We start from the raw sequence: 20924 nt of genomic DNA, 5'->3' as shown, positions 1-20924 counted from the left end.
TGTTTTTTTAAATAAAATAAATTTTGGTTTGCCCTTTACAGATTACAAAAATAAAATGATAAGCTAGATCTATTAACCTCGATTTAGGAGAGCTTTGATGGTGGCAAACGATGTAATAGAGATTTCTGCGGTTACTGCCGTCAAAACCTTTCTGGCTGGGTTTCATGCCCTATCTGATCCCCTGCGTTTGCAGGTCATCAATCTGTTAAGAGAAAAAGAGTTATGTGTTTGTGAACTTTGCCAACAGTTAGCCGTCAATCAGTCTAAGCTATCTTTTCACTTAAAAATTTTGAAGGAAGCCGGATTATTGGAAAGTCGGCAAGAGGGACGTTGGATTTACTATCGTCTAAACCTCAGCCAGTTTGGAGTTCTGGAAGCCTATTTAGCCAACTATCACCATTCGAGTCCCATTTTAACCTCTCATCAGGATTGTGATTAAGAGAGGTTGTATACTTGTTAATAGAATTGTATTCTTTTTAACAAATACTAGATGGAATTGATCGGGCTATAATTAAAGTATCAAGATATACTTTATTAGCCGATTCAGAATTTGGCATTCTATGTAAAAATAAACAATCATGTAAATTGGAGTCTGAAACTGATGACCAACCTAAGTTCCTTTTATTCTGGCTCTCGTTATCGGGGCAATGGCAAACCTGAGAATATCCTGTTTAATGCTAATTTGCAGGAATTTGCTCAAAAGGTAGACTTTATTGTTGGCTTGCAAACCGGGGGAAAACTTTCACCAGAAGAATCTTATGTACAAATCGAAACCTTGTGGGAAAAACTTCGAGAGAGCAAACAACATTTGGGAATTGACAAAAAAGCCGGATAATAGTCTGAATATAGAATCACTAAAATAAAGGGCGCAGATAAACTGTACCCTTTATTTTTAGGCTGGATTTTGGCAGAGTTATTTCTATTTTTGTAAAACAATATGTTTAATCGTCATTCCGGTTTTCTCCACCAATTGTCCATCCACCCACTCTTGATGATCGGGGGGATTCGCCATAAAATCTTCTAGGGAAAAGGTTTCAGTTTCGGTTAAAACTGTACTGTATTCCTCTGGTAATGTAATCCCTTTCTGGAGGAGGCTAGTAATAAACGAACCTTAAGTTTGTGGACAAGAAACATTATAGCTCAACTAACCAAATAATTCATCAATAGCAATCCTAAATCCTAATAAAACAATTTGTGTATTAATAATATCACCAGCTTTAAACGCCAAGGTTTGATTTTCAGTAATAATTAAAATGCGATGATTCTCAGGAAAAACCAACCACACTTCCCGACAACCGGACTCTAAATATTCACTAGCTTTAGCAAATAAATCCTCCGCCGCATCACTCGGAGAAGCAATTTCAGCTAGAAGTGGAGGACTTTGGGGTAATGTGGGAAACTCGCCAAATTCTGTCAGTAATTCTGGCGTGAGATAGGAAACATCAGGACGTCGCCCTTGTTTTAAGGTGCTACAGGGAAGTTCCGTGTAAGCATCTCCCCCTTGTCCTGATTCAATTGCATAATTACCCCAGTAACGACCTAACCGACATTGCATCCGACTATGTTTAATCGTCATTCCGGTTTTCTCCACCAATTGTCCATCCACCCACTCTTGATGATCGGGGGGATTCGCCATAAAATCTTCTAGGGAAAAGGTTTCAGTTTCGGTTAAAGTTGCGATCGCCATATTCATTGATTCGCCTTTGCAGGACTGACAAATATTATTATATCAAATCTGGATATAATGTCATCCTATCCCGATCTAATTCAATCTAAATTAACGAAATTAATTCTCTTGGGAATAACCCAAATCTGGGAGTAAATCCGGTTGATGTGAAGCCTTGACAGCCAAGCGATCGCAACATTCATTTTCTTCATCTCCCGAATGACCTTTAACCCAAAGAAATTGAACTTGATGTTGTTCGGATATAGTGAGTAATCTTTCCCACAAATCAGGATTTTTAGCCGATTCTTTTTGACTACGTTGCCAATTATTTTTCTGCCATTTCTTCGCCCATCCTTTATTCATGGCATCAACTAAATAACGAGAATCCGTATATAAATTAACAGCACAAGGAAACTTTAAGGCTTCTAATCCTATAATTGCCGCGATTAATTCCATGCGATTATTAGTAGTAAGTTGATATCCCCCTGATAATTCCTTGCGGTGAGGGCCAAACATCAACACCACGCCATATCCTCCTGGCCCTGGATTCCCACTACAAGCTCCATCGGTATAAATTGTAACTTTTTTTAAATTGTCGTTCATAATCCCATACTCAAAACCTGATACCTGACACCCGTTGCGCTATCATAGACAAATGACGTTAAGTTTTGTTGCATACCCTTGACTGCCAGTATTAGAAAACTCGAACCCGTTACTCAACCAACTGCTTGGCATCGTCTTAGGTGTCAGTGGCAGGGGGATGAAGCCATTGTGAAACAAGGACTACCCCATAGTCAACTGTCTCCCCCCTGGCAAATTTTAATGCTAGGGGATGGTTCTCCAACTCGACATCTACAATTATTAACTGGGGAACCCACAGAGGTCGATGTGATTGATATGTCAGCCATTGGTCTGAGTACGGATAACGCCCCAGAACAGATTTTAGCCGTTCCTGGCCCCCGTGTCCGCCGTCAAGTCTGGTTAAGAACCGCATCAGGACAACGGTTAGCCTACGCGACATCCTGGTGGGAAGCCAGTCATGTTGATGAATATTTACAAAATCGGTCTTTACCTATTTGGGCAAGTTTGGCACGGTTGCGAACGGAACTGTATCGAGATGTGCAAGGAATTTATTATGGGGATAGCAAAGCCTTAGAATTAGCCTTTGGAGAATCGGGGCCGTTTTGGGGACGTCATTATTTATTCTGGCATCATGGCAAACCCTTAACCCTAATTTATGAAGTCTTTTCTCCCTATTTAACTCAATATTTAGGAAAAACCGGAGAGGTTTAAATATTCTTTATTTCCTCAGAATAGCGATAAGGTTTTCTCGAAAAAATAAGTTTATCCTTGAACCAGATTAAAAAACCTATTTTCTAATAGTGACGCGGGGTATAAACCCATTGTTTTTTATCTCCTTGCTGAATAATTCGAGTTTTACTCGATCCGATTAAAATTACCGTTCGCATATCGGCATCTTCAACGGTTAATTCTGCTAGGAATTTGATCGTTACGGTCTGCCCTTTGCGTCCTAAATTATGGGCTAAAATAATAGGGGTTTGGGGCGATCGCCACTTTAATAAAATCTCTTTAGCCTGGGAAAGTTGCCAAGTCCGATCCTTAGAAACTGGGTTATAAAATGCGATCGCTAAATCCGCTTTTGCCGCCAACTCAATTCGCCCAGCAATTGTTTCCCAAGATTTGAGAATATCAGATAAGGAAATCGCACAAAAATCATGGCCTAACGGGGCTCCCACACTGGCGGCCGCCGCTTGCATAGCTGAAATCCCAGGACATACCTGAATATCTAGGTTTTCCCATTCCGGTTTTGCCTTTTTTTCTAATACCTCAAACACCGCCGATGCCATAGCATAAATCCCCGGATCACCGGAAGAAACTAACACCACCGACGCACCACCGGAGGCTAAATCTAAAGCTATTTCCGCCCGATCTAATTCCACCCGATTATCCGATTCATGGCGAATAATTTCCGGTTTCCGTAGGGATTCTACTAAATCTAAATAGGTTTTATAACCCACCCAATCCGTTGCGGTTTCCAGCACCTCTCGCACTTCTGGAGACATCCAACGGGCTGCACCCGGCCCCGTTCCCACAATCGCTAACTTGCCAGGATTTAGCCCGGTTTCTGGCGGGGAAATAGGGCTTTCTTCCCCTAGGGTAGTTCGGTAGAAATCCTTTGAGTTGCCCTGATCCAAGAGATAAACCAAACAATTTAAACTCGGTTTTGCTAATTCTAAATTATTATGATCTCGAATCTCAATAGTTAATTTTCCCTCGGCTGAAAAGGGTAACTGACTATTTTCTAACCAGTCGGCTTCACCAATTAATTTTACTGTTTCCCCCGCTAACAAATCGGAAATAAAAGTTTTAGCATCATCGGGATTAACTAATTGATAACCCGCCGGGGGAGATAATAATGTGGTTTTAAATCTAATCTCGCCACTGGTGGTAATTGCCGGGGAAATTTGCAGCGCGATCGCAATTTGACGAGCTAAATCATTAACACCTTGTAAACCGCCCAATAAAGGGACTACAGCACTACCATCTTCCGCGATCGCTAATACCGGAGGTTCGGTATTTTTATTAATTAATAAAGGAGCAATTGTCCGAATCAATATTCCCGCCGCACAAACTCCAATTATCGGTGTTCCAGTTTGGTAGAATTGTCGTACCGTTTCCCCAAAATTATTATAGGTTAAATCCGCCGATTGGGTACGATTAATTAAACCATAAATCATCCCTGAACCGATGCTCTCTTGAATTTTCCGAGCAACTTTTATGCTGGTTTCTGTTAGAATAATAATAGCGGGTGGTTTCATTGGGGTTGGGTGATACTCGGAACTAAAATTAATGACCAATAGGTGACAGCTTCAGGATCAACTTCAGTAATCGGAATAATTTTCTGATTCGGCAAAGTCGCTCTTTCGATATAAAGGGCGCGATTTAATAATCCTAATTCCGCCAAAATATCCCGAACTTTCGCAAAATGTCGGCCTAATTTAATAATAGCCGCGGCATCAACTTGGGAAAGGCGATCGCGCAATATTTCCGCTTCCAATGTCCCAGGCATAATACTAAAAACATCATTTCGATAGGTGATCGGCACGCCCAACATAGCTGCGCTGGCCATCACCGAAGAAATTCCGGGGACAACTTCAATCGCAAACCGCCCAGCTAGGCGATTCAAGATATACATAAAACTGCCATACAGCATCGGATCGCCCACACAGAGCACCGCCACATCTCGCCCCAAACTCAACTGTTCGGCAATCTTTTCGGCCGCGATATCATAATAGGGTTGGGAACTGCGCTCCACACTGAAGGGCAGGGGCATGGGAATTTCAATCTGATCGGGGCGAATAAAATCGGCCACGATCGCCCTGGCCAAAACCTTGCCATTTTCTAAGGTCGGATAGGCAATTACCGGGACAGTGGTTAGTATCCGGTGGGCCTTGAGGGTGAGTAATTCGGGATCTCCGGGGCCAATACCCAATCCATAAAGTCGTCCTAATGGGCTCATAATTCGTTTTCCTTTGCTAAGGCGTTGACTGCTGCTGCTGCGATCGCACTTCCCCCCCGCCGTCCGTGTAGGGTGATAAAGGGAACACCGCGACTATTTGCTGCTAATTCGGCTTTTGATTCTTCTGCTCCCACAAACCCCACGGGAAAACCTAAAATTAGGGCGGGTTTTGCTATTCCCAAATCCAGTAATTCTAGTAAGCGAAATAGGGCGGTGGGAGCATTGCCAATGGCAATTACAGCCCCGGCTAAATCCGGTCGCCATAATTCCAAAGCCGCGGCTGATCTGGTATTATTAATTTGACGGGCTATTTCAGGAACTTCTGGGTGATTCAGGGTGCAAATAATCTGATTATTTTGAGGTAATCTCTTGCGGGTAATCCCATTAGCAACCATCTGAGAATCACAAAGAATTTTAGCACCTTTTGTAAGGGCATCCCGTCCGATTTTTACCGCATTGGATGAGGCTTCTAAATCCTGAACAATATCGGTCATTCCACAGGAATGAATTAAACGCACTGCTACATAAGCTAAATCCTCCGATAGATTTTCTAAGGGGGTTTCGGCGCGAATCATCGCAAAGGATTTTCTATAAATATCATCACCATTTCGCAAATAGTCCAGCATATTAATTGTTTGATATTTAAAAAATTATTCTGGTTTAGTTTTATTGAGATCAACACAAACTTTTTTAATTAATGGAAGAATATCAACCAGTTTTCCCTCACAAACTTTATGGTTTAACGAGTCTTGACCCTTGCCAATATAAACTTGATAACCCTCAACTTTTTTGCCATTTTGTTCAATTATTGTTCCTAAAAGTGTAATTTCTGCCGGACTCGGTTGGGCGCATAATTTATCACAACCGGTCAAATGAATATTAACTGGGGAATTCAGCGTTAACTGTTCCTTGAGATCATCTGCTAATATTAAAGCATGGATTTGAGTTTCAGTTGCAGCTGCCGCACACCCAGGTTTGCCCGCACAGGCAACAATTCCCGCATCGACTAAGGAATTTGATAATCCAAATGGGGCTAGTTTGAGTAATAATTCGGGTATTTTTTGATTGGGAATATCGGGAATTAAAATAGTCTGCCAAGGAGTTAAACGTAACTGACCACTCCCAAAAGTTTCCGATATTTCTACTAATTCCAAGAGTTGATCAGCACTCAATTTTCCTAATTTCAAGGATAAACCCAGATAGGATAATCCGGCTTGTTTTTGGGGATGAATTCCTAAATGGGCATAGGGTTGGCTGGGTAAGGGATTTAAAGTTTTTAAAACCGTCTTTTCTGGATCAAAAATTTGCTCTAAAGGATACTCTAACTCAGCCTTAACTGCTTCGAGATACTTTTCTACACCCCAATCTTTAAGTAAGTGTTTCATCCGGGGCTTTTTACCCGTTTGTGATGGATTTTGTTGAACATAATCAATATAAACTTTAACCAGCGCAGCCACCACAGATAAACAGTTTTCTGGCTTAATTAATATTGAAGTATGAGATAAATTTTTATCACCGCCGAGGGCTAACTGGAAGTAAAGATCGGAGGTTGAATTTATAGGATCATCAATAGCAATTGCTAAGAGTTGAATTTCATTATAACGGTGTTCCCAAGCTATCGGTGAGCGAGTTCCAATTCCTACTTTTCCCCCGCCATCAATGCCAATACTAAATTTAGGACTAAGTTCAATAATTGAGGGATGATTTTGAATAAAATAATCTAATTTTTGAACCAATGGACGAGTATCAATTAATTCTTGACTATCAATTCCGGCGGTGGGACTAGCCATAATATTCCGCAGATGATCTATTCGAGGATCAAATGCAGCTAACCCTAAATTTTGTAAGGTCTGCAAAACTTCCAAACTGGGGGGATTTTGTACCCCCCGAATTTGCAAATTCCCTCGATTTGTGACTTGCAGGGCTTCACTTCCCCATGCTTTAAGTAATTCGGCGATCAATTTTCCCTGTTTACTATTCAGCCATCCCCCAGGGGTGCGGATGCGAATTAAAAACCCATCTTGGGCGGGAGTCCCATAAAATAACCCCGGACAAACATTTGCTTTAACTAACCAATTCACAATTATTTTTTTCTCCATGCGACGCAGAGAATTAGTTAGAAACAAGGGTTTTTTTACTATTAGTTTAAAACCGTATTTCTATCCAATCTTGAACCGCTTGAAATTGGCATTCTGACTCGCAAGAGAAAAGCTGAATAGGTAAAATCCAATTATTTTTTCCTTGATTACAGTTGCGGCACAGTAACGGAATCCCACCGGACTTTCCCAACAACAAGCTAAGAAATTATACCATAGACTATAGTTGACAATGATTTTTTTAATTATGAGCGATCAGGATCAGCAGTATCCATGGCTATCAATTATAGGCATAGGGGACAATGGACTAGAGGACTTAACCTCCGTAGGGCGGAGTCTCCTCTCCCTTGCCTCCGTAATTGTCGGGGGTGAACGTCATTTAGCCATGCTACCCGCAGAAGATAAGCGAGAAAAACTCTTTTGGCATTCTCCAATTGAAGATTCAGTTAATGAGATTATTCGCCGTCGCGGTCAAGCTGTCTGTGTTTTAGCCAGTGGTGATCCGATGTGTTATGGCATTGGTGTTACCCTGACTCGTCAGATTCCGATCAACGAAATAATAATTATTCCCTCTCCGTCTACCTTTAGCCTCGCCTGTAGTCGTTTGGGTTGGTCGCTCACGGAGGTAGAAACATTAAGTTTATGTGGTCGCCCGCCAGCTTTGTTAAATGCGGTACTTTATCAGAGAGCTAAACTGTTAGTGCTCAGTGCTGATCGAAAAACCCCCGCAATTGTCGCCCAACTGCTAACCAAACAGGGTTTTGGGGAGAGTCAGATGGTGGTATTAGAACATCTAGGGGGAACCAGAGAACGCCGAATTGAGGGGACTGCCTGCGGTTGGAATGCCACGGATATCGCGGATTTGAATGCGATCGCCATTACCTGTATTTCCTCCCCAACCCTCTGTTTTCCCCCACGCCTCCCCGGACTGCCCGATCTCGCCTATCGCCATGACGGACAATTAACTAAAAGGGAGGTGCGAGCGATTACCCTGGCGGCCCTAGCTCCCCTACCCGGACAACTGCTATGGGATGTGGGGGCGGGTTGCGGCTCCATTGGGATTGAGTGGATGCGGAGCGATCGCCGTTGCCAAAGTATTGCGATCGAACAGCACCCCAGCCGATTACAATATATTGCTGATAATGCAACGGCTTTGGGAACTCCCCACCTCAAAATTGTGGCGGGAAAAGCGCCGATCGCTCTCCAAGATTTACCCCAACCCAATGCTATTTTTATTGGCGGCGGAATTACAGTCCCCGAACTCCTAGAAACCTGTTGGCAAGCATTACCATCGGGCGGTCGTTTGGTTGCTAATGCTGTCACCGTAGAAAGCGAATTAATGATGTTTCAGTGGTATAGTCAATTAGGGGGAGAACTGATCCGCATTGGGATTCAAAGGGCTGAACCTGTAGGCAAATTTTTAGGCTGGAAAGCCATGGCTCCCGTAACTCAATGGGTTGTTTTAAAACCTTATTAACATCTTTTTGGTTTGTTCTTTTAATTAACTGAAGAAAATGTTATAATTATCTTAAATTGTAAGTACCTAAACAAAATTAATTACAAATCCTCTACCCTGTTCCTTGTTCCCTTTATTTCAGTGATTACTAAACCCATTATTGGAGAAACTTGTCATCAGGTTACATTTAGTTATGGGGATGAATTGCGGCTAGATTTTGGTGAAATGTCTGCCTATAATCACCCTAAATTGAAACATTTACGCAAAGGAAGTTGGCAATTTTGTACAAGGGCAACATCTTGGATTTTCCAGCAAGGAGATCAAGTTTTAACTTCTAAGTTACAAGTTAATATAGATGCAGAAATAGATACTGTCAAAAAACTTTTGCAGCAATTGGAAAACAAAGAATTGATTAATCTTGTAAATGATAATTTCATTGAGTCTGATTATTGGTTTTTTACCCAGGAGATCACACTTTCTAAATCCGTAACGATCTCTCCTTCAGGAACCGGGGGACGTTGCACCATTACTACCGTAATTCCTAACTCCCGGGCGGCAATAATTTTGGGATATGTGGCATCACCCCCGCTATTTTTACTAACAATTGCCCCAATTTTATGTTCTTGTAAAAGCGATCGCTCCGACTCCAAAGAAAAGGGCCCCCGTTGCAAAATTAACTGTCCGGGGGGGATGGGTAAATTCGGTTCAGGAGGGTCAATCATTCGCATCAAAAACCAGATATTTTTTACATAGGAATAGGTGGGAAGTTCTTGCCGACCAATAGTAAGAAATATGCGTTCAGCTAACCCGGGTAAAGTCTTGGCGGCAGCTTGATTTGTGTTTACCTCAATCCAATCATCTCCTAATACTGGTTTCCAAGGGGGACGAATTAGCATTAATCGGGGGATACCAGATTTAGAGGCGGCTTGAGCAGCATTAAAGGAAATTTGAGCGGCAAAGGGATGGGTAGCATCAATTAACAGATCAATGTGTTCTTGGCTTAGATAATCTGCTAATCCAGCCACTCCCCCAAACCCTCCGATCCGAAAAGAAACCGGGTTAGTTTGAGTCACGGGTTGTTGGGTTCGACCAGCTAAAGAAGCGATCGCCTCCACACCAGAAATTTGATTAATTTGAGTTGCTATTGCTACCGCTTCGGTGGTTCCTCCCAAAATCAAGACTCTTTTTTTATGATTCATCGAAAATTGCCAAAACAGATTTAATCAGTAATTATTAATTGTATTATTAATGTAGTTTTATTGTAATAATAAATAATATCCTATCCATTATATCATTATCAGAGGCAATTTGTCAAGTTATAATCAAGAATATTTTTACATAGTTAAACTTAGTATAGCCATCCTAAATCAGTTGTAATATTTCCATCTATATTTACCCCTCCCAACCCTCCCATTACTAAGGGGAGGGCTAGGGTGAGGTTATATATTTCTATCACAAATCATTTAAGATTGCTATATATAATTCAATGTCTTGAGGATATTCCCTATAACATCAATTTTTTTCCTAAACTGACATCCATCGAAAATCTCTGTAGGGGGTTTATTAACCTTTTTTTAATTTTTATTAAAAAATGTCAAAATTTGAGGGTGATGATTGTAAAATGTATAGGGAGGGACAAACAGAAAACTCTTGGTGTGTCAAACACTCTGCAAAAAGTACGATAACTACGAGTAATCGGATAGACAATGCACAGAACCTAGTTGATGCTCAACAAACACGGGACACAGGCAGATCAAGACCAACTTTATCCTATTGCATCCATTGATCAGGAATGGGACATAGATGGGAATCAAGAAGTTGGATTACTAGATAGCCCCATACTGATTCAGATGATTGCAGACCTACTGCAAGTTGCCTTGATTGTCAGTCATAGGGGTGATGGTCGGGTTTTTTATTGTAATTCTCGCTTCCAAAATACCTTTGGATTGCCTCCCTCGGAAATGTCGGACTTTGCTGAATCTGATATCTTTGCTGATTCCACGGATAGAGAAATTCTGCTGGAGAAATTGCAAGAACAGAATTCCATACAACAACCTCTACAAGTAAAACGGTTAGATGAAGCGGTCTGTGTTGTAGCAAAAACCCTGGATGTAGAATACTGTAAACTTTTGGAACTGATGCCCGGAGGTCATGCTTTTTGGTTGAGGGCGGGGGTCGGTTGGCAAAAGGGACTGGTCGGCAATGCTCGGGTAAGTGCCCATATTAACTCCCAGGCCGGGTATACCTTACTCAAGAATGAAACCATTGTGGTAGATGATTTACGGGTGGAAACTCGATTTTCTGGAACTCCCCTGCTACATAATCATCGGGTGATTAGTGGTATGAGTATGGTTATTGCCCGTTGGGGACAGGATTCGGGCTTGAGCAAAACCCAGGTAGATTCTCCACCCATCCCACCCCCCATGTACGGGGGGCAGGGGGGGTGGGGGGTTTTAAGTGTTCATAGCACTCGCCATCGTCAATTTACCCCAGAAGATGCACATTTTTTAGAAGCGATCGCGAATGTCTTAGGGGCAGCGATTGAAAGTCATCGCGCCCAAGGACGTTTACAATTGATGGAACGAGCTATTAATAGTAGTAGTAATGGGATTGTGATTACCGATGCCACCCAACCGGATAATCCGATTATTTTTGTGAATAATGGGTTTGAACGAATTACGGGATATAGCAGGGAAGATATTTTAGGAAAAAATTGTCGATTTTTACAAGGGAATAATTCCCAAGATGCGGCCGTTAATGAACTTCGTCATGCTATTGCAGAAGGAAAAGAATGTCATGTCGAACTCCAGAATTATCGTAAAGATGGTGCGTTTTTTTGGAATGAACTTTCCATTGCTCCGGTCTATAGTCCTAAAGGATATTTAACTCATTTTATTGGGATTCAAGCAGATATAACTAAACGCAAACAATCGGAACAAGCCTTAGTTTTAAAATCCCAAGCCTTAGCTCAGTTTAGTTCTAATCTCAAACATTTGCATCGGATTACAACCTATAATCATCAAAACTTAGATGAACTATTTCGAGATTATCTCGAAGTTGGATGTGAAATTTTTCAATTATCAATTGGTTTCATCAGCAGACTAGAAAACAATCATATTATTATTGATACCGTTCATTCGGATTTAGATTTAATTCAGCCCGGTATGATATTGCCTTTTGAAGAAAGCTACTGTTGTCAAGTCATTCAGACCCAGATGACTCAAGTTCATACCCAAATCGGGCAAAATCCCCAATTCAATCAACTCCAATGCTATCAAAGGTTTCATCTACAAACCTGTTTAGGAACTCCGATTTTGGTAAATGGTGAAATTTATGGAACCTTAGCTTTTGCTTCTTTAGAGGTTAAAACCGCAGATTACAAATCCTATGAACTGGAAATTTTAGAGTTAATGGCTCAAAGTATTGGTAGATTTATTGCTGCTAATCAAACAGAAAAACAACGACTAAAAGCCGAATTAGCTCTGCGAGAAAGTGAAGAACGCTATCGCCGTTTAGTTGAATTATCTCCTGAAACTATTGCAATTCATAATGGAGAACAATTAATTTATATTAATATGGCTGGAGCCAAATTATTAGGAGCAAATCGCCCTCAAGATTTGATTGGCCGCTCTATCTTTGATTTTCTTCCTCCTGATCATTTTAATTCCATTAATAATCCACTTCAAGATCATAACAATGAAGAGGAAACTCGGTCGTTAATAGAACAAAAATTAACTCGGTTAAATGGAGAAGTAATTGATGTAGAAATTGTGGGAATTCCAGCTACCTATCAAGGTCAATCTGCGATTCAAATTATTATTCGAGATATTACCGAACGCAAACAATTTGAAGCCCAACTCATGTATGAAGCCTTACATGATACCCTGACCCAATTACCGAATCGGAGCTTTTTCAATGAACGTTTGGCTCAAGCATTAAAACGATCAAAACAAGAACCCAATTATCAGTTTGCTATTTTATTTTTAGACCTAGATCGATTTAAAGTGGTTAATGATAGTTTAGGACATCTCATGGGAGATCAACTGTTAATTGAAATTTCCCATCGTCTTTTAAATTGTGTCAGTGCCTTAGATACCGTTGCCCGTTTAGGTGGAGATGAATTTACAATCTTGATTAATCGGGTTCAAAAAATCAGCGATGCAACCAGTATGGCGGAGAAAATTCACTATGAATTAACCCAACCTTTTTATATCCAAGGACATGAAATTTTTACGACCGTTAGTATTGGAATTGTTCCCAGTCGAGGTCATTATCTACCATCGGAAAATAATAGTCAAATCCATCAGTGTTTATTGTATAATAACCCGGATGATTTTTTACGAGATGCTGATATTGCGATGTATCGGGCTAAGGCAAAAGGCAAAGCTCGATATGAAGTTTTTGATTTAAGTATACATAGTCAAACCCTGTCTATATTGCAGCTAGAAACGGATTTACGGCAAGCTATTTATGGACGCATGATAATTGACAAACCACAAAAATCAGAGTTATCAAATCTCCTTGAAAGTCATGATTCAACGGCCTTAAAAACTACAGAATACTTATTAGAAAGCTCCGGTGATCAACCCACAAATATTAAGGGTTTTAAAGTCTATTATCAACCAATTGTTTCTTTATTCAGTGGTAGAATTACTGGCTTTGAAGCTCTAGTCCGTTGGTTCCATCCCACCCGGGGGTTAGTATCACCTGTAGAGTTTATTCCTGTTGCTGAAGAAACCGGATTAATTATTCCCCTAGGGGCTTGGGTTTTACGAGAAGCCTGTCAGCAATTGCAAGTTTGGAAACAACAATTAACCCAAAAATTTAGTTCTATTCAAACTGCCTCTACAGAAGACATTTATCCTGGAAAACAACGGTCTCATTGTGATATTTATCCCTTGACAATGAGTGTGAATCTCTCAAGTAAACAGCTTTGTCAAGTTAATCTCTTAGAACAAATTGATCAAATCTTATCTGAGACAGGTTGTAATCCTAGTGATTTAAAACTAGAAATTACTGAAAGTGTGATTATGGAAAATTTATCCACTTCGTTTATGATTCTAGCTCAAATCAAATCTAGGAAAATTCATCTATCAATTGATGATTTTGGCACGGGGTATTCATCTTTGAGTTATTTACATCAATTCCCCTTAAATAGTTTAAAAATTGATCGTTCATTTATTAGCCCTTTAGATCAGAAAAGTAGTGTCTTTCAAGGAAAAAAAAGCCAACCTTTACAAATTGTCAAAGCTATTATTTCTTTAGCGCAAAATTTAGATTTAGATGTTGTGGCTGAAGGGATAGAAACCCGTGAACAAAGGAGAATTTTACAGGAGTTGGGTTGTCCATTCGGACAGGGTTATTTATTCGCTAAACCCCTAGAAGCTGAACAAGCAACCAAACTATTACTATCGGAGGCTAAAGAAATCTCATGATCACACTGATTTTATACAGTAAACCGGGCTGTCATTTATGCGAAGGACTGCAAGAAAAATTGGAGAAAATTCAAGCATCATCCCAAACATTAGGAAAATTTCAATTAGAAATTCGAGACATTACTACCCGGGAAGATTGGTTTGAAGCCTATCAATATTCTATTCCTGTTCTGTTTAAATCCGGCGAACCAAACCAACCCATCCCCCGTCCTGCACCTCGAATGTCGGTTATACAGTTGGAACAACTGTTACAGAAGTATTTGTAGGTTTCATCCCACGGCTGAAGCCAGTGGGCTTTCACGCTCCCACCCTGGCTTTGTAAAAAAGTTCATTGTTGCGCTGAGATCACTCTGGGTAGATGCGCTAAAGCGCAACAACGAGGCTGTTACTTTATTTATGACAAAAAATTACAAAACTCCTTTGGAACTGGGGATAGTATTTGCCCGACGGGAATCAATTTCAACTGCCATTCTTAGGGCTCTAGCAAAAGCTTTAAACCCGGCTTCAATAATATGATGGGAATTGATTCCATCTAACTGACGTAAATGCAATGTTAGTTGACTATTATTAACAATAGCTACAAAAAATTCTCGCACTAATTGAGTATCATAGGTTCCCACTCGTTGGGTCGGAATTTCTAAACCATAAGTCAGGTGAGGACGACCGGAAAAATCTAAGGCCACTTGGACTAAGGCTTCATCTAAAGGGGCAATAAAATGACCAAACCGGACAATTCCTTTGCGATCGCCTAATGCTTTAGCTAAAGCCAAACCCAGAGTAATTCCCACATCTTCATTGGTATGGTGATCATCAATTTCAATATCTCCGGTGGCCTGAATTTCTAAATCAATTAAGCCATGGGACGAAATTTGATGCAACATATGATCTAAAAATGGAACTCCTGTAGAAACCTTACAGATTCCTGTTCCATCTAAATTAACAGTTACATTAACCTCCGTTTCCCCCGTTTTTCGGTGTACTGTTGCAATTCTAGGAAGCATATTTAAATCAGTCATCAGTCATCAGTTATCAGTTATCGGTTAATAGTTTTCAGTTAATAGTTAACAGTTAATAGTTAACAGTTAATAGTTAACAGTTTTTAGTTAACAATTATCAGTTATCAGTTAACAGTTTTTAGTTAACAGTTGTCATTCAACAGTCATCAGTCATCAGTTATTAGTTATTAGTTAACAAGCTAACAGTTGATTAACTCTTAAACTGACAACTCTTAAACTGATAACTGTTAACTGTTAACTGATGACTGATTAATTACATTCCCATGATGCAATAACCCGAATCGACATACAGAATTTGGCCTGTAATGCCGCTGGATAAATCGCTACTCAGGAAAGCCGCTGCATTACCGACTTCCGTTTGAGTCACCGTCCGTTTTAGGGGGGCGATTTCTTCGACGTGATGAATCATGTCTAAAATCCCACCCACGGCCGAAGATGCCAAAGTCCGAATCGGGCCAGCCGAAATGCCATTCACCCGAACTCCCAATGGCCCCAATTCCGCCGCCAGGTAACGAACATTCATTTCCAAGGCTGCTTTAGCAATTCCCATGACATTGTAATTAGGAATCACCCGCACCCCACCTAGATAGGTTAGGGTGATAATGCTACCCCCTTGGGTCATTAAAGGTTTAGCAGCCGCACTCAGTTGGACTAGAGAATAGGCACTAATATCTAGGGCGCGAGTAAATCCAGCCCTGGATACATTGCTAAAGTCCCCAGACAGTTCCTCCTTTCCCGCGAAGGCCAGACAATGGATCAGAATATCAATTCGTCCCCATTGGTCACGGATGGCCGTAAATAACTCCTCGATTTGAGTATCATTCTGGACATCACAGGGCAGAAATAAAGTAGGGTTAAGGGGTTCAACCAATTCTTGCACCTTTTTTTCAAAACGACCTTTCTCATCAGGAAGGTAGGTGATTCCAAGATTAGCTCCAGCTTGGTGAAGCTGTTGGGCAATGCCCCACGCAATGGAGCGATTATTGGCAATGCCGGTAACAAGTGCGTTTTTTCCGTTCAAATTCAGCATAATAGATTATTCTATAAGTAATTGGTATCCTAATCAAAGCCATGGATTTGCCGATTTCTACCGGGGATAAAACATTGATCAGACAATCATCCGTCGATTAAACAGATAAATGATGCAATTAGCGTAAACTGAAATACGGAAGATATATTAGAGCATTATTAGTGCAAGGGATCGGGTTGTGACGTATGATAGACCGTTAGCAGAAGTGTTCCGCAGTATCGGCGGAGGGGCGTTCCCTCCTGTCGTGGAAAGCTTTGAACGGAGTAAGACGATCTTCTTTCCCGGCGATCCGGCGGAGCGCGTCTATGTTCTGATCAAAGGGGCGGTGAAATTGTCCAGAGTCTATGAAGCTGGAGAAGAAATTACCGTCGCTTTACTTCGAGAAAATAGTGTATTTGGTGTTTTATCGTTAATTACAGGTCATCGGTCAGATCGGTTTTATCATGCCGTTGCCTTTACCTCTGTAGAATTACTCTCAGTTCCGATTGAACAGGTGGAGAAAGCCCTGAAAAGCGATCCCGAACTGCCGATGGTGATGTTGCGCGGATTATCGTCTCGGATTTTACAAACAGAGATGATGATTGAAACCTTAGCTCACCGAGATATGGGATCGAGATTAGTTAGTTTTCTCCTGATTCTTTGTCGAGATTTTGGCGTACCGGGTAGAGACGGAATTCGGATTGATTTGAAACTTTCCCATCAGGCGATCGCAGAAGCGATTGGTTCCACGCGAGTTACCGTTACCCGTTTATTAGGAGATTTACGACAAAAAAACATGATCTCAATTTATAAGAAAAAGATCACAGTCCATAATCCCGTTACCCTAGGTCAACAATTTACTTAATCTACGGTTAGGTTTCCTAGATTAACCTAGAAAAGATCTAGGAAACTTGCTATTAGATATAATTAGAGAAAATTGGGCAAACTGCATTAACTAGATTATTAAATTTTTAGATTCTCAGGTTTTTAAGTCCTGAGTTTCCACTCTCCCAGATTTTTCTTACTTTATGACCGCAGGAATTATCCTGGTTATATCCATCTTAGTTTTGGGTGGCGTGATTGCGACGGTTAGCGATCGCCTGGGAACTAAAGTTGGAAAAGCCAGGCTGAGTTTGTTTAATCTTCGCCCCCGCAACACTGCTATGGTTGTGACTATTTTAACTGGCAGTGTGCTTTCGGCATTGACCTTGGGGATTTTATTTGCTTCAAGTAAACCCCTACGTCGGGGTGTGTTTCAAATTGATCAAATTCAAAGTAGATTGAATGATGCTCGGAAGGATTTAACGAGAGCAGAAGATGAAAAAAGGCGAGTCGAAAAGGATTTAACCAGAGCTAAAACGGAAATTAACACCGCTATGGCACAGTTAAATATGATTAATCAATCCCTACAAACGGCTCAATCTCAAGCCGTTAAAACAGCAGAAGAATTAGAAAAAACTCAGAATCAATTAGGAGATCTTCTGAAACAACTACAAGATATTCAAATAGAAAGAAAAGCAACGGAAGCCGAACTTAAAAATAGAGAAAATCGACTTCAAGAGGTATTTAAACAAAAAAAAAGTTTACAATTAGAAATTCAAAAACTCAGAACTGAACGTCAAAATTTGATTCAGCAACAAGAACAGGTCAAAGCTCAAATTCAAAATCGCGATCGGGAAATTGTGAAACGGGATCAGGAAATTGGCAAACGAGATCAAGAAATGAAACAGCAGGATCAAGAACTTGAACAACAGGAGCAACAGATCAAAGAACAGGATCAAATTATTGCTAAACGGGAATCTCGGTTGGAAGAATTGGAAACAGAACAGAAAAAATTAGAACAGCAAAAACAAGTTTTAAGTCAACAGGTTGAACTGATTGGACGGGATTTTCAATTATTACGAGAAGGAAGTGTTGTTTTAGAACGAGGACAGGTTCTATCTAGTAGTTTAGTCAGAATTAGTGATCCAAAAACTGCAATTCAGGCGGTTAATACCCTTTTAAAAGAAGCGAATAATTATGCCGTTGAGTCTATACAATTGGGCAATATAAAAGCGGGTCAAGTTCAAGTAATTCAAATTACAAAAGTAGAGGTTGAAGATTTAATTAATCAAATTGATGATGGTCGAGATTATGTGGTACAAGTGATTTCGGCGGCTAATTATTTAGTTGGGGAAACAAAAGTATCGGTTTTTACTAAAGCTGAACCGAATCGATTATTATTTAGAACAGGGGAAATTATTGCAGGAACAACATTAAATCCTTCTATTTTATCTGATGATCAATTGAGAAAGCAAATGCAACAACTTTTAGATGCGTCCAGTTTTCGGGCGCGTTTTGTTGGAGTTGTGGGTGGAACAGTCCAAATTGGGAATGATAGAATGGATACATTAATTCGTTTTTTCCAACAAGTTCAAGAACATAATCAACCCTTGGAAATTCAAGCCATTGCTGCTGAAGATGCCTATACTATTGGGCCATTGCGACTGGATTTATTGGCGCTTCGCAATGGAAAAGTGATCTTTAGTACCCGACGACAACAGGAACAGCCTAATAATTCTAATTCATTAGAAAATCCATCCACCCAGAGACAGAATAATATAGGATATCCAGATTCTCAATCTAATTATACTCAATACGATGATAAAAAATAAAATGATTTTAGGGTTTGATCCTGGTCGAGAAAAATGTGGAATTGCGGTGATGGGTGACGGTTCCCAGTTATATTATCATGAGGTGATTTTATCGCCGGATGTTCCTAAAATTATTGAATCTTTGTGTCAACAATTTACTATTGAAACGGTGGTAATGGGAGATCAAACAACTTCAAAAATGTGGAAACAAAAACTAACTGAAATTTTGCCAGAATCCCTTTCTATTATTCAAGTGAATGAACGATATTCTACCTTAGAAGCGCGCGATCGCTATTGGCAAATTTATCCCCCTAAAGGTTTAACTTGTTTAATTCCCAAAGGAATGCGAACCCCACCTCGTCCGATTGATGATATTGTGGCGATCGTGTTAATTGAACGATATTTGAATCAGTCATCACTCATCAGTCATCAGTAGAAACCTGCCATGGCGCGTCTCTAGCAGTTATCAGTTTTGAATTGATTCAGGACTTACACAATTTTCTATGCGTAGCGTAGCTCTGTCACGAACCCAAGCAAGGATTCCGGCGTTGGAGCGTAGTATTCTATCCTTACCCCATATATTGAAATTCACATTAACCATAATTCAAACTCCTCACACTGTATCGGCTCAATGGCTCACCATTTGGCTCAATATAAAAGGCTCATTTGGCTCATTTAGATCATTTGGTTCATTTTTGACACCAAAGCATGATATGATCAAGGGCGATCGCACATTATCGGGCAGGTATCCAAGATGACAGCCACCCTGATTCAGCCACCCCAAGAGAAACAAAGTCCCCTTGCGGATCATGTTCTTTTGAAAAATATTAGTTGGCAAACCTATCAATTGCTGTTACAAGATTTAGCGCAACAGCAGGGGATTCGCTTGATTTATGACCAAGGTTTACTAGAAATTATGACACCTTTAGATCCCCACGAAGGTAACAAAAAACTATTAGGCCGTTTGGTAGAAACTCTGACTGAAGAATTAAATATTGAAGTCAGGAGTTTGGGTTCGAGAACTTGCCAACGTCAAGATTTAAACAGAGGTTTTGAACCCGATCAATGTTACTACATTCAAAATGAATCTTTAGTCTGGGATAAAGAGCAAATTGACCTGCAACAAGACCCACCACCGGATTTAATTATTGAAATTGATATTACCAGTAGCTCTATTAATCAATTAGAACTTTATAGAGCGTTTCTTGTACCGGAAGTTTGGCGGTATGATGGAAAAAATATAACATTCTATCAATTAGAAGGAGAATCCTACCGAGAAACCGATAACTCTCCTACTTTTCCCTTTCTTTCTAAAAGTGACATTATGCACTTTTTGGAGCTCAAGAAAACGACTAGGGAAAATGCTTGGATTGGCTTATTTCGTAAGTGGGTGAAAAGTCAAATTCCAACAGCAAATTGAATGAGTAAGAGGTTGCGTAATGGCGGGTTTACTCAGGGCGTCTGAAGAAGGGCTAAAAATCATTGACATGGTAAGGCGCAATCTCGGATCAAAAAGCCTATAGTTATTATATTAATATTCCGCTCAAACCTAAATCTGAATGGCAAAATATTGAGGATATTAAACCACTAATCAGAGCGCACTATCATGCGTCTCAGGCAGAGGATTTAGACGCAGTAAAGGCGATAATTACTGAAGTATGCGAGGTTATTGATTGGGTGGGGGGTTTTATCAATATATTTGCCACCCACCGAGCAATGCTCACTATTCCAGTGCGGAGTCAATTTCACTAGATGCTTGTCTATAAGATTCTTCTAGGTCTTGGTTTTGCAATAATTCTAAGGCTAATTCAATTACTTGGGAAGGCGATTGGCATCCCTTGGTAATTTTGTAGCTTTCAATAAATTTTACTAGCGATGTTGGTAAGGAAATTAAAATTTCTTTAGCTTGCGCCATCTTAGTAGTTAGTAGTTACAAATACTGTTATTTAATTATAGCATCAGTTGTCAAAAGAGTAAATTTTAGGATGAAAGACGATCGCGCTTTTTGGAGAAAGGGGGGCAATATCGAAGATTTTCCTACAGGTTGTGCCAATTGCGTAAGTCTTGATATA

20 protein-coding genes are annotated in these 20924 nt (G+C 40.3%); 10 read left to right on the top strand and 10 right to left on the bottom strand.

The window, feature by feature from the left end:
• Positions 1–97 precede the first annotated feature (97 nt).
• Positions 98–439, top strand: coding sequence for an ArsR/SmtB family transcription factor (locus NMG88_RS17655; protein WP_042153769.1), 342 nt, complete (start codon positions 98–100; stop codon positions 437–439).
• Between the two features lie 162 nt (positions 440–601).
• The gene (locus NMG88_RS17650) at positions 602–835 is read left to right on the top strand and encodes a DUF7219 family protein (RefSeq protein ID WP_036833641.1); all 234 of its coding nucleotides are present in this window, start codon (positions 602–604) and stop codon (positions 833–835) included.
• 309 nt (positions 836–1144) lie between these two features.
• On the opposite strand, the gene NMG88_RS17640 is transcribed toward NMG88_RS17650, so the two are convergent.
• Both NMG88_RS17640 and rnhA read right to left on the bottom strand, forming a co-directional pair.
• Positions 1145–1687: a Uma2 family endonuclease gene (locus tag NMG88_RS17640; RefSeq protein ID WP_026785572.1), complete on the bottom strand. Its 543-nt coding sequence runs from the start codon at positions 1685–1687 to the stop codon at positions 1145–1147.
• Positions 1688–1786: 99 nt separating this feature from the next.
• Positions 1787–2269 (bottom strand): ribonuclease HI, encoded by a 483-nt coding sequence (gene rnhA / locus NMG88_RS17635; protein WP_026795822.1) that lies wholly within the window; start codon positions 2267–2269, stop codon positions 1787–1789.
• A gap of 90 nt (positions 2270–2359) precedes the next feature.
• On the opposite strand from rnhA, the gene NMG88_RS17630 reads away from it, so the two are divergent.
• Positions 2360–2959, top strand: a complete 600-nt coding sequence (locus NMG88_RS17630) for a chorismate lyase (protein WP_227351486.1) — start codon at positions 2360–2362, stop codon at positions 2957–2959.
• 83 nt (positions 2960–3042) lie between these two features.
• Here NMG88_RS17630 and cobJ read toward each other — a convergent pair whose 3' ends face one another.
• Genes cobJ through cobG form a run of 4 tightly spaced genes read right to left on the bottom strand, consistent with a single transcriptional unit; the run spans position 3043 to position 7333 of the window.
• The gene (cobJ, locus tag NMG88_RS17625) at positions 3043–4506 is read right to left on the bottom strand and encodes a precorrin-3B C(17)-methyltransferase (protein WP_026795823.1); all 1464 of its coding nucleotides are present in this window, start codon (positions 4504–4506) and stop codon (positions 3043–3045) included.
• Positions 4503–5207, bottom strand: coding sequence for a precorrin-2 C(20)-methyltransferase (gene cobI, locus NMG88_RS17620; protein ID WP_026785568.1), 705 nt, complete (start codon positions 5205–5207; stop codon positions 4503–4505). Before cobI ends, cobJ begins: the two co-directional genes overlap by 4 nt.
• Positions 5204–5833 (bottom strand): precorrin-8X methylmutase, encoded by a 630-nt coding sequence (locus tag NMG88_RS17615; protein ID WP_042153775.1) that lies wholly within the window; start codon positions 5831–5833, stop codon positions 5204–5206. Before NMG88_RS17615 ends, cobI begins: the two co-directional genes overlap by 4 nt.
• A gap of 24 nt (positions 5834–5857) precedes the next feature.
• Complete coding sequence (gene cobG / locus NMG88_RS17610) at positions 5858–7333, bottom strand: precorrin-3B synthase (protein ID WP_254035663.1); 1476 nt, start codon at positions 7331–7333, stop codon at positions 5858–5860.
• A 217-nt stretch (positions 7334–7550) separates the two neighbouring features.
• Between cobG and cbiE the strand changes: the two genes are divergently transcribed.
• Complete coding sequence (cbiE, locus tag NMG88_RS17605; protein ID WP_227350478.1) at positions 7551–8780, top strand: precorrin-6y C5,15-methyltransferase (decarboxylating) subunit CbiE; 1230 nt, start codon at positions 7551–7553, stop codon at positions 8778–8780.
• A 425-nt stretch (positions 8781–9205) separates the two neighbouring features.
• Here the strand turns inward: cbiE and NMG88_RS17600 are convergent, their stop codons facing one another.
• Positions 9206–9958 carry a cobalt-precorrin-6A reductase gene (locus NMG88_RS17600; protein WP_026796293.1) on the bottom strand — a complete coding sequence of 251 codons (753 nt, stop codon included), beginning with the start codon at positions 9956–9958 and terminating at the stop codon, positions 9206–9208.
• Positions 9959–10483: 525 nt separating this feature from the next.
• Between NMG88_RS17600 and NMG88_RS17595 the strand changes: the two genes are divergently transcribed.
• Positions 10484–14194, top strand: coding sequence for an EAL domain-containing protein (locus tag NMG88_RS17595; RefSeq protein ID WP_254035662.1), 3711 nt, complete (start codon positions 10484–10486; stop codon positions 14192–14194).
• Positions 14194–14460, top strand: a complete 267-nt coding sequence (locus NMG88_RS17590; protein WP_026785559.1) for a glutaredoxin family protein — start codon at positions 14194–14196, stop codon at positions 14458–14460. Before NMG88_RS17595 ends, NMG88_RS17590 begins: the two co-directional genes overlap by 1 nt.
• Positions 14461–14601: 141 nt before the next feature.
• Here NMG88_RS17590 and hisB read toward each other — a convergent pair whose 3' ends face one another.
• Both hisB and fabI read right to left on the bottom strand, forming a co-directional pair.
• Positions 14602–15210, bottom strand: coding sequence for an imidazoleglycerol-phosphate dehydratase HisB (gene hisB / locus NMG88_RS17585; RefSeq protein WP_026785558.1), 609 nt, complete (start codon positions 15208–15210; stop codon positions 14602–14604).
• A gap of 253 nt (positions 15211–15463) precedes the next feature.
• Entirely contained in the window at positions 15464–16240 is a 777-nt protein-coding gene (gene fabI, locus NMG88_RS17580; RefSeq protein WP_042153785.1) for an enoyl-ACP reductase FabI, read from the bottom strand.
• A 178-nt stretch (positions 16241–16418) separates the two neighbouring features.
• Between fabI and ntcA the strand changes: the two genes are divergently transcribed.
• The 4 genes from ntcA (at position 16419) to NMG88_RS17560 (ending at position 20272) form a co-directional block, all read left to right on the top strand.
• Positions 16419–17084: a global nitrogen regulator NtcA gene (ntcA, locus tag NMG88_RS17575; protein ID WP_026795833.1), complete on the top strand. Its 666-nt coding sequence runs from the start codon at positions 16419–16421 to the stop codon at positions 17082–17084.
• 163 nt (positions 17085–17247) lie between these two features.
• A complete protein-coding gene (locus tag NMG88_RS17570; protein WP_254035661.1) occupies positions 17248–18873 on the top strand; it encodes a DUF3084 domain-containing protein in 1626 nt (541 codons plus the stop codon).
• 1 nt (position 18874) lies between these two features.
• Positions 18875–19288 carry a pre-16S rRNA-processing nuclease YqgF gene (locus NMG88_RS17565; protein WP_042157365.1) on the top strand — a complete coding sequence of 138 codons (414 nt, stop codon included), beginning with the start codon at positions 18875–18877 and terminating at the stop codon, positions 19286–19288.
• A 318-nt stretch (positions 19289–19606) separates the two neighbouring features.
• Positions 19607–20272, top strand: coding sequence for a Uma2 family endonuclease (locus NMG88_RS17560; RefSeq protein WP_042153788.1), 666 nt, complete (start codon positions 19607–19609; stop codon positions 20270–20272).
• A gap of 303 nt (positions 20273–20575) precedes the next feature.
• Here NMG88_RS17560 and NMG88_RS17555 read toward each other — a convergent pair whose 3' ends face one another.
• Positions 20576–20767 (bottom strand): hypothetical protein, encoded by a 192-nt coding sequence (locus tag NMG88_RS17555; RefSeq protein WP_036833336.1) that lies wholly within the window; start codon positions 20765–20767, stop codon positions 20576–20578.
• Positions 20768–20924: the final 157 nt, after the last annotated feature.

Source organism: Planktothrix agardhii, from assembly GCF_904830935.1.
Classification (GTDB): domain Bacteria; phylum Cyanobacteriota; class Cyanobacteriia; order Cyanobacteriales; family Microcoleaceae; genus Planktothrix; species Planktothrix agardhii.
This window is presented reverse-complemented; position numbering and strand designations above follow the sequence as displayed.

Bases quoted from the DNA above. Each gene is read 5' to 3' on its own strand.
- NMG88_RS17655 (WP_042153769.1), top strand. From the start codon at position 98: ATGGTGGCAAACGATGTAATAGAGATTTCTGCGGTTACTGCCGTCAAA.
- NMG88_RS17650 (WP_036833641.1), top strand. From the start codon at position 602: ATGACCAACCTAAGTTCCTTTTATTCTGGCTCTCGTTATCGGGGCAAT.
- NMG88_RS17640 (WP_026785572.1), bottom strand. From the start codon at position 1,687: ATGGCGATCGCAACTTTAACCGAAACTGAAACCTTTTCCCTAGAAGAT.
- rnhA (WP_026795822.1), bottom strand. From the start codon at position 2,269: ATGAACGACAATTTAAAAAAAGTTACAATTTATACCGATGGAGCTTGT.
- cobJ (WP_026795823.1), bottom strand. From the start codon at position 4,506: ATGAAACCACCCGCTATTATTATTCTAACAGAAACCAGCATAAAAGTT.
- cobI (WP_026785568.1), bottom strand. From the start codon at position 5,207: ATGAGCCCATTAGGACGACTTTATGGATTGGGTATTGGCCCCGGAGAT.
- NMG88_RS17615 (WP_042153775.1), bottom strand. From the start codon at position 5,833: ATGCTGGACTATTTGCGAAATGGTGATGATATTTATAGAAAATCCTTT.
- cbiE (WP_227350478.1), top strand. From the start codon at position 7,551: ATGAGCGATCAGGATCAGCAGTATCCATGGCTATCAATTATAGGCATA.
- NMG88_RS17600 (WP_026796293.1), bottom strand. From the start codon at position 9,958: ATGAATCATAAAAAAAGAGTCTTGATTTTGGGAGGAACCACCGAAGCG.
- NMG88_RS17595 (WP_254035662.1), top strand. From the start codon at position 10,484: ATGCTCAACAAACACGGGACACAGGCAGATCAAGACCAACTTTATCCT.
- hisB (WP_026785558.1), bottom strand. From the start codon at position 15,210: ATGACTGATTTAAATATGCTTCCTAGAATTGCAACAGTACACCGAAAA.
- fabI (WP_042153785.1), bottom strand. From the start codon at position 16,240: ATGCTGAATTTGAACGGAAAAAACGCACTTGTTACCGGCATTGCCAAT.
- NMG88_RS17570 (WP_254035661.1), top strand. From the start codon at position 17,248: ATGACCGCAGGAATTATCCTGGTTATATCCATCTTAGTTTTGGGTGGC.
- NMG88_RS17565 (WP_042157365.1), top strand. From the start codon at position 18,875: ATGATTTTAGGGTTTGATCCTGGTCGAGAAAAATGTGGAATTGCGGTG.
- NMG88_RS17560 (WP_042153788.1), top strand. From the start codon at position 19,607: ATGACAGCCACCCTGATTCAGCCACCCCAAGAGAAACAAAGTCCCCTT.
- NMG88_RS17555 (WP_036833336.1), bottom strand. From the start codon at position 20,767: ATGGCGCAAGCTAAAGAAATTTTAATTTCCTTACCAACATCGCTAGTA.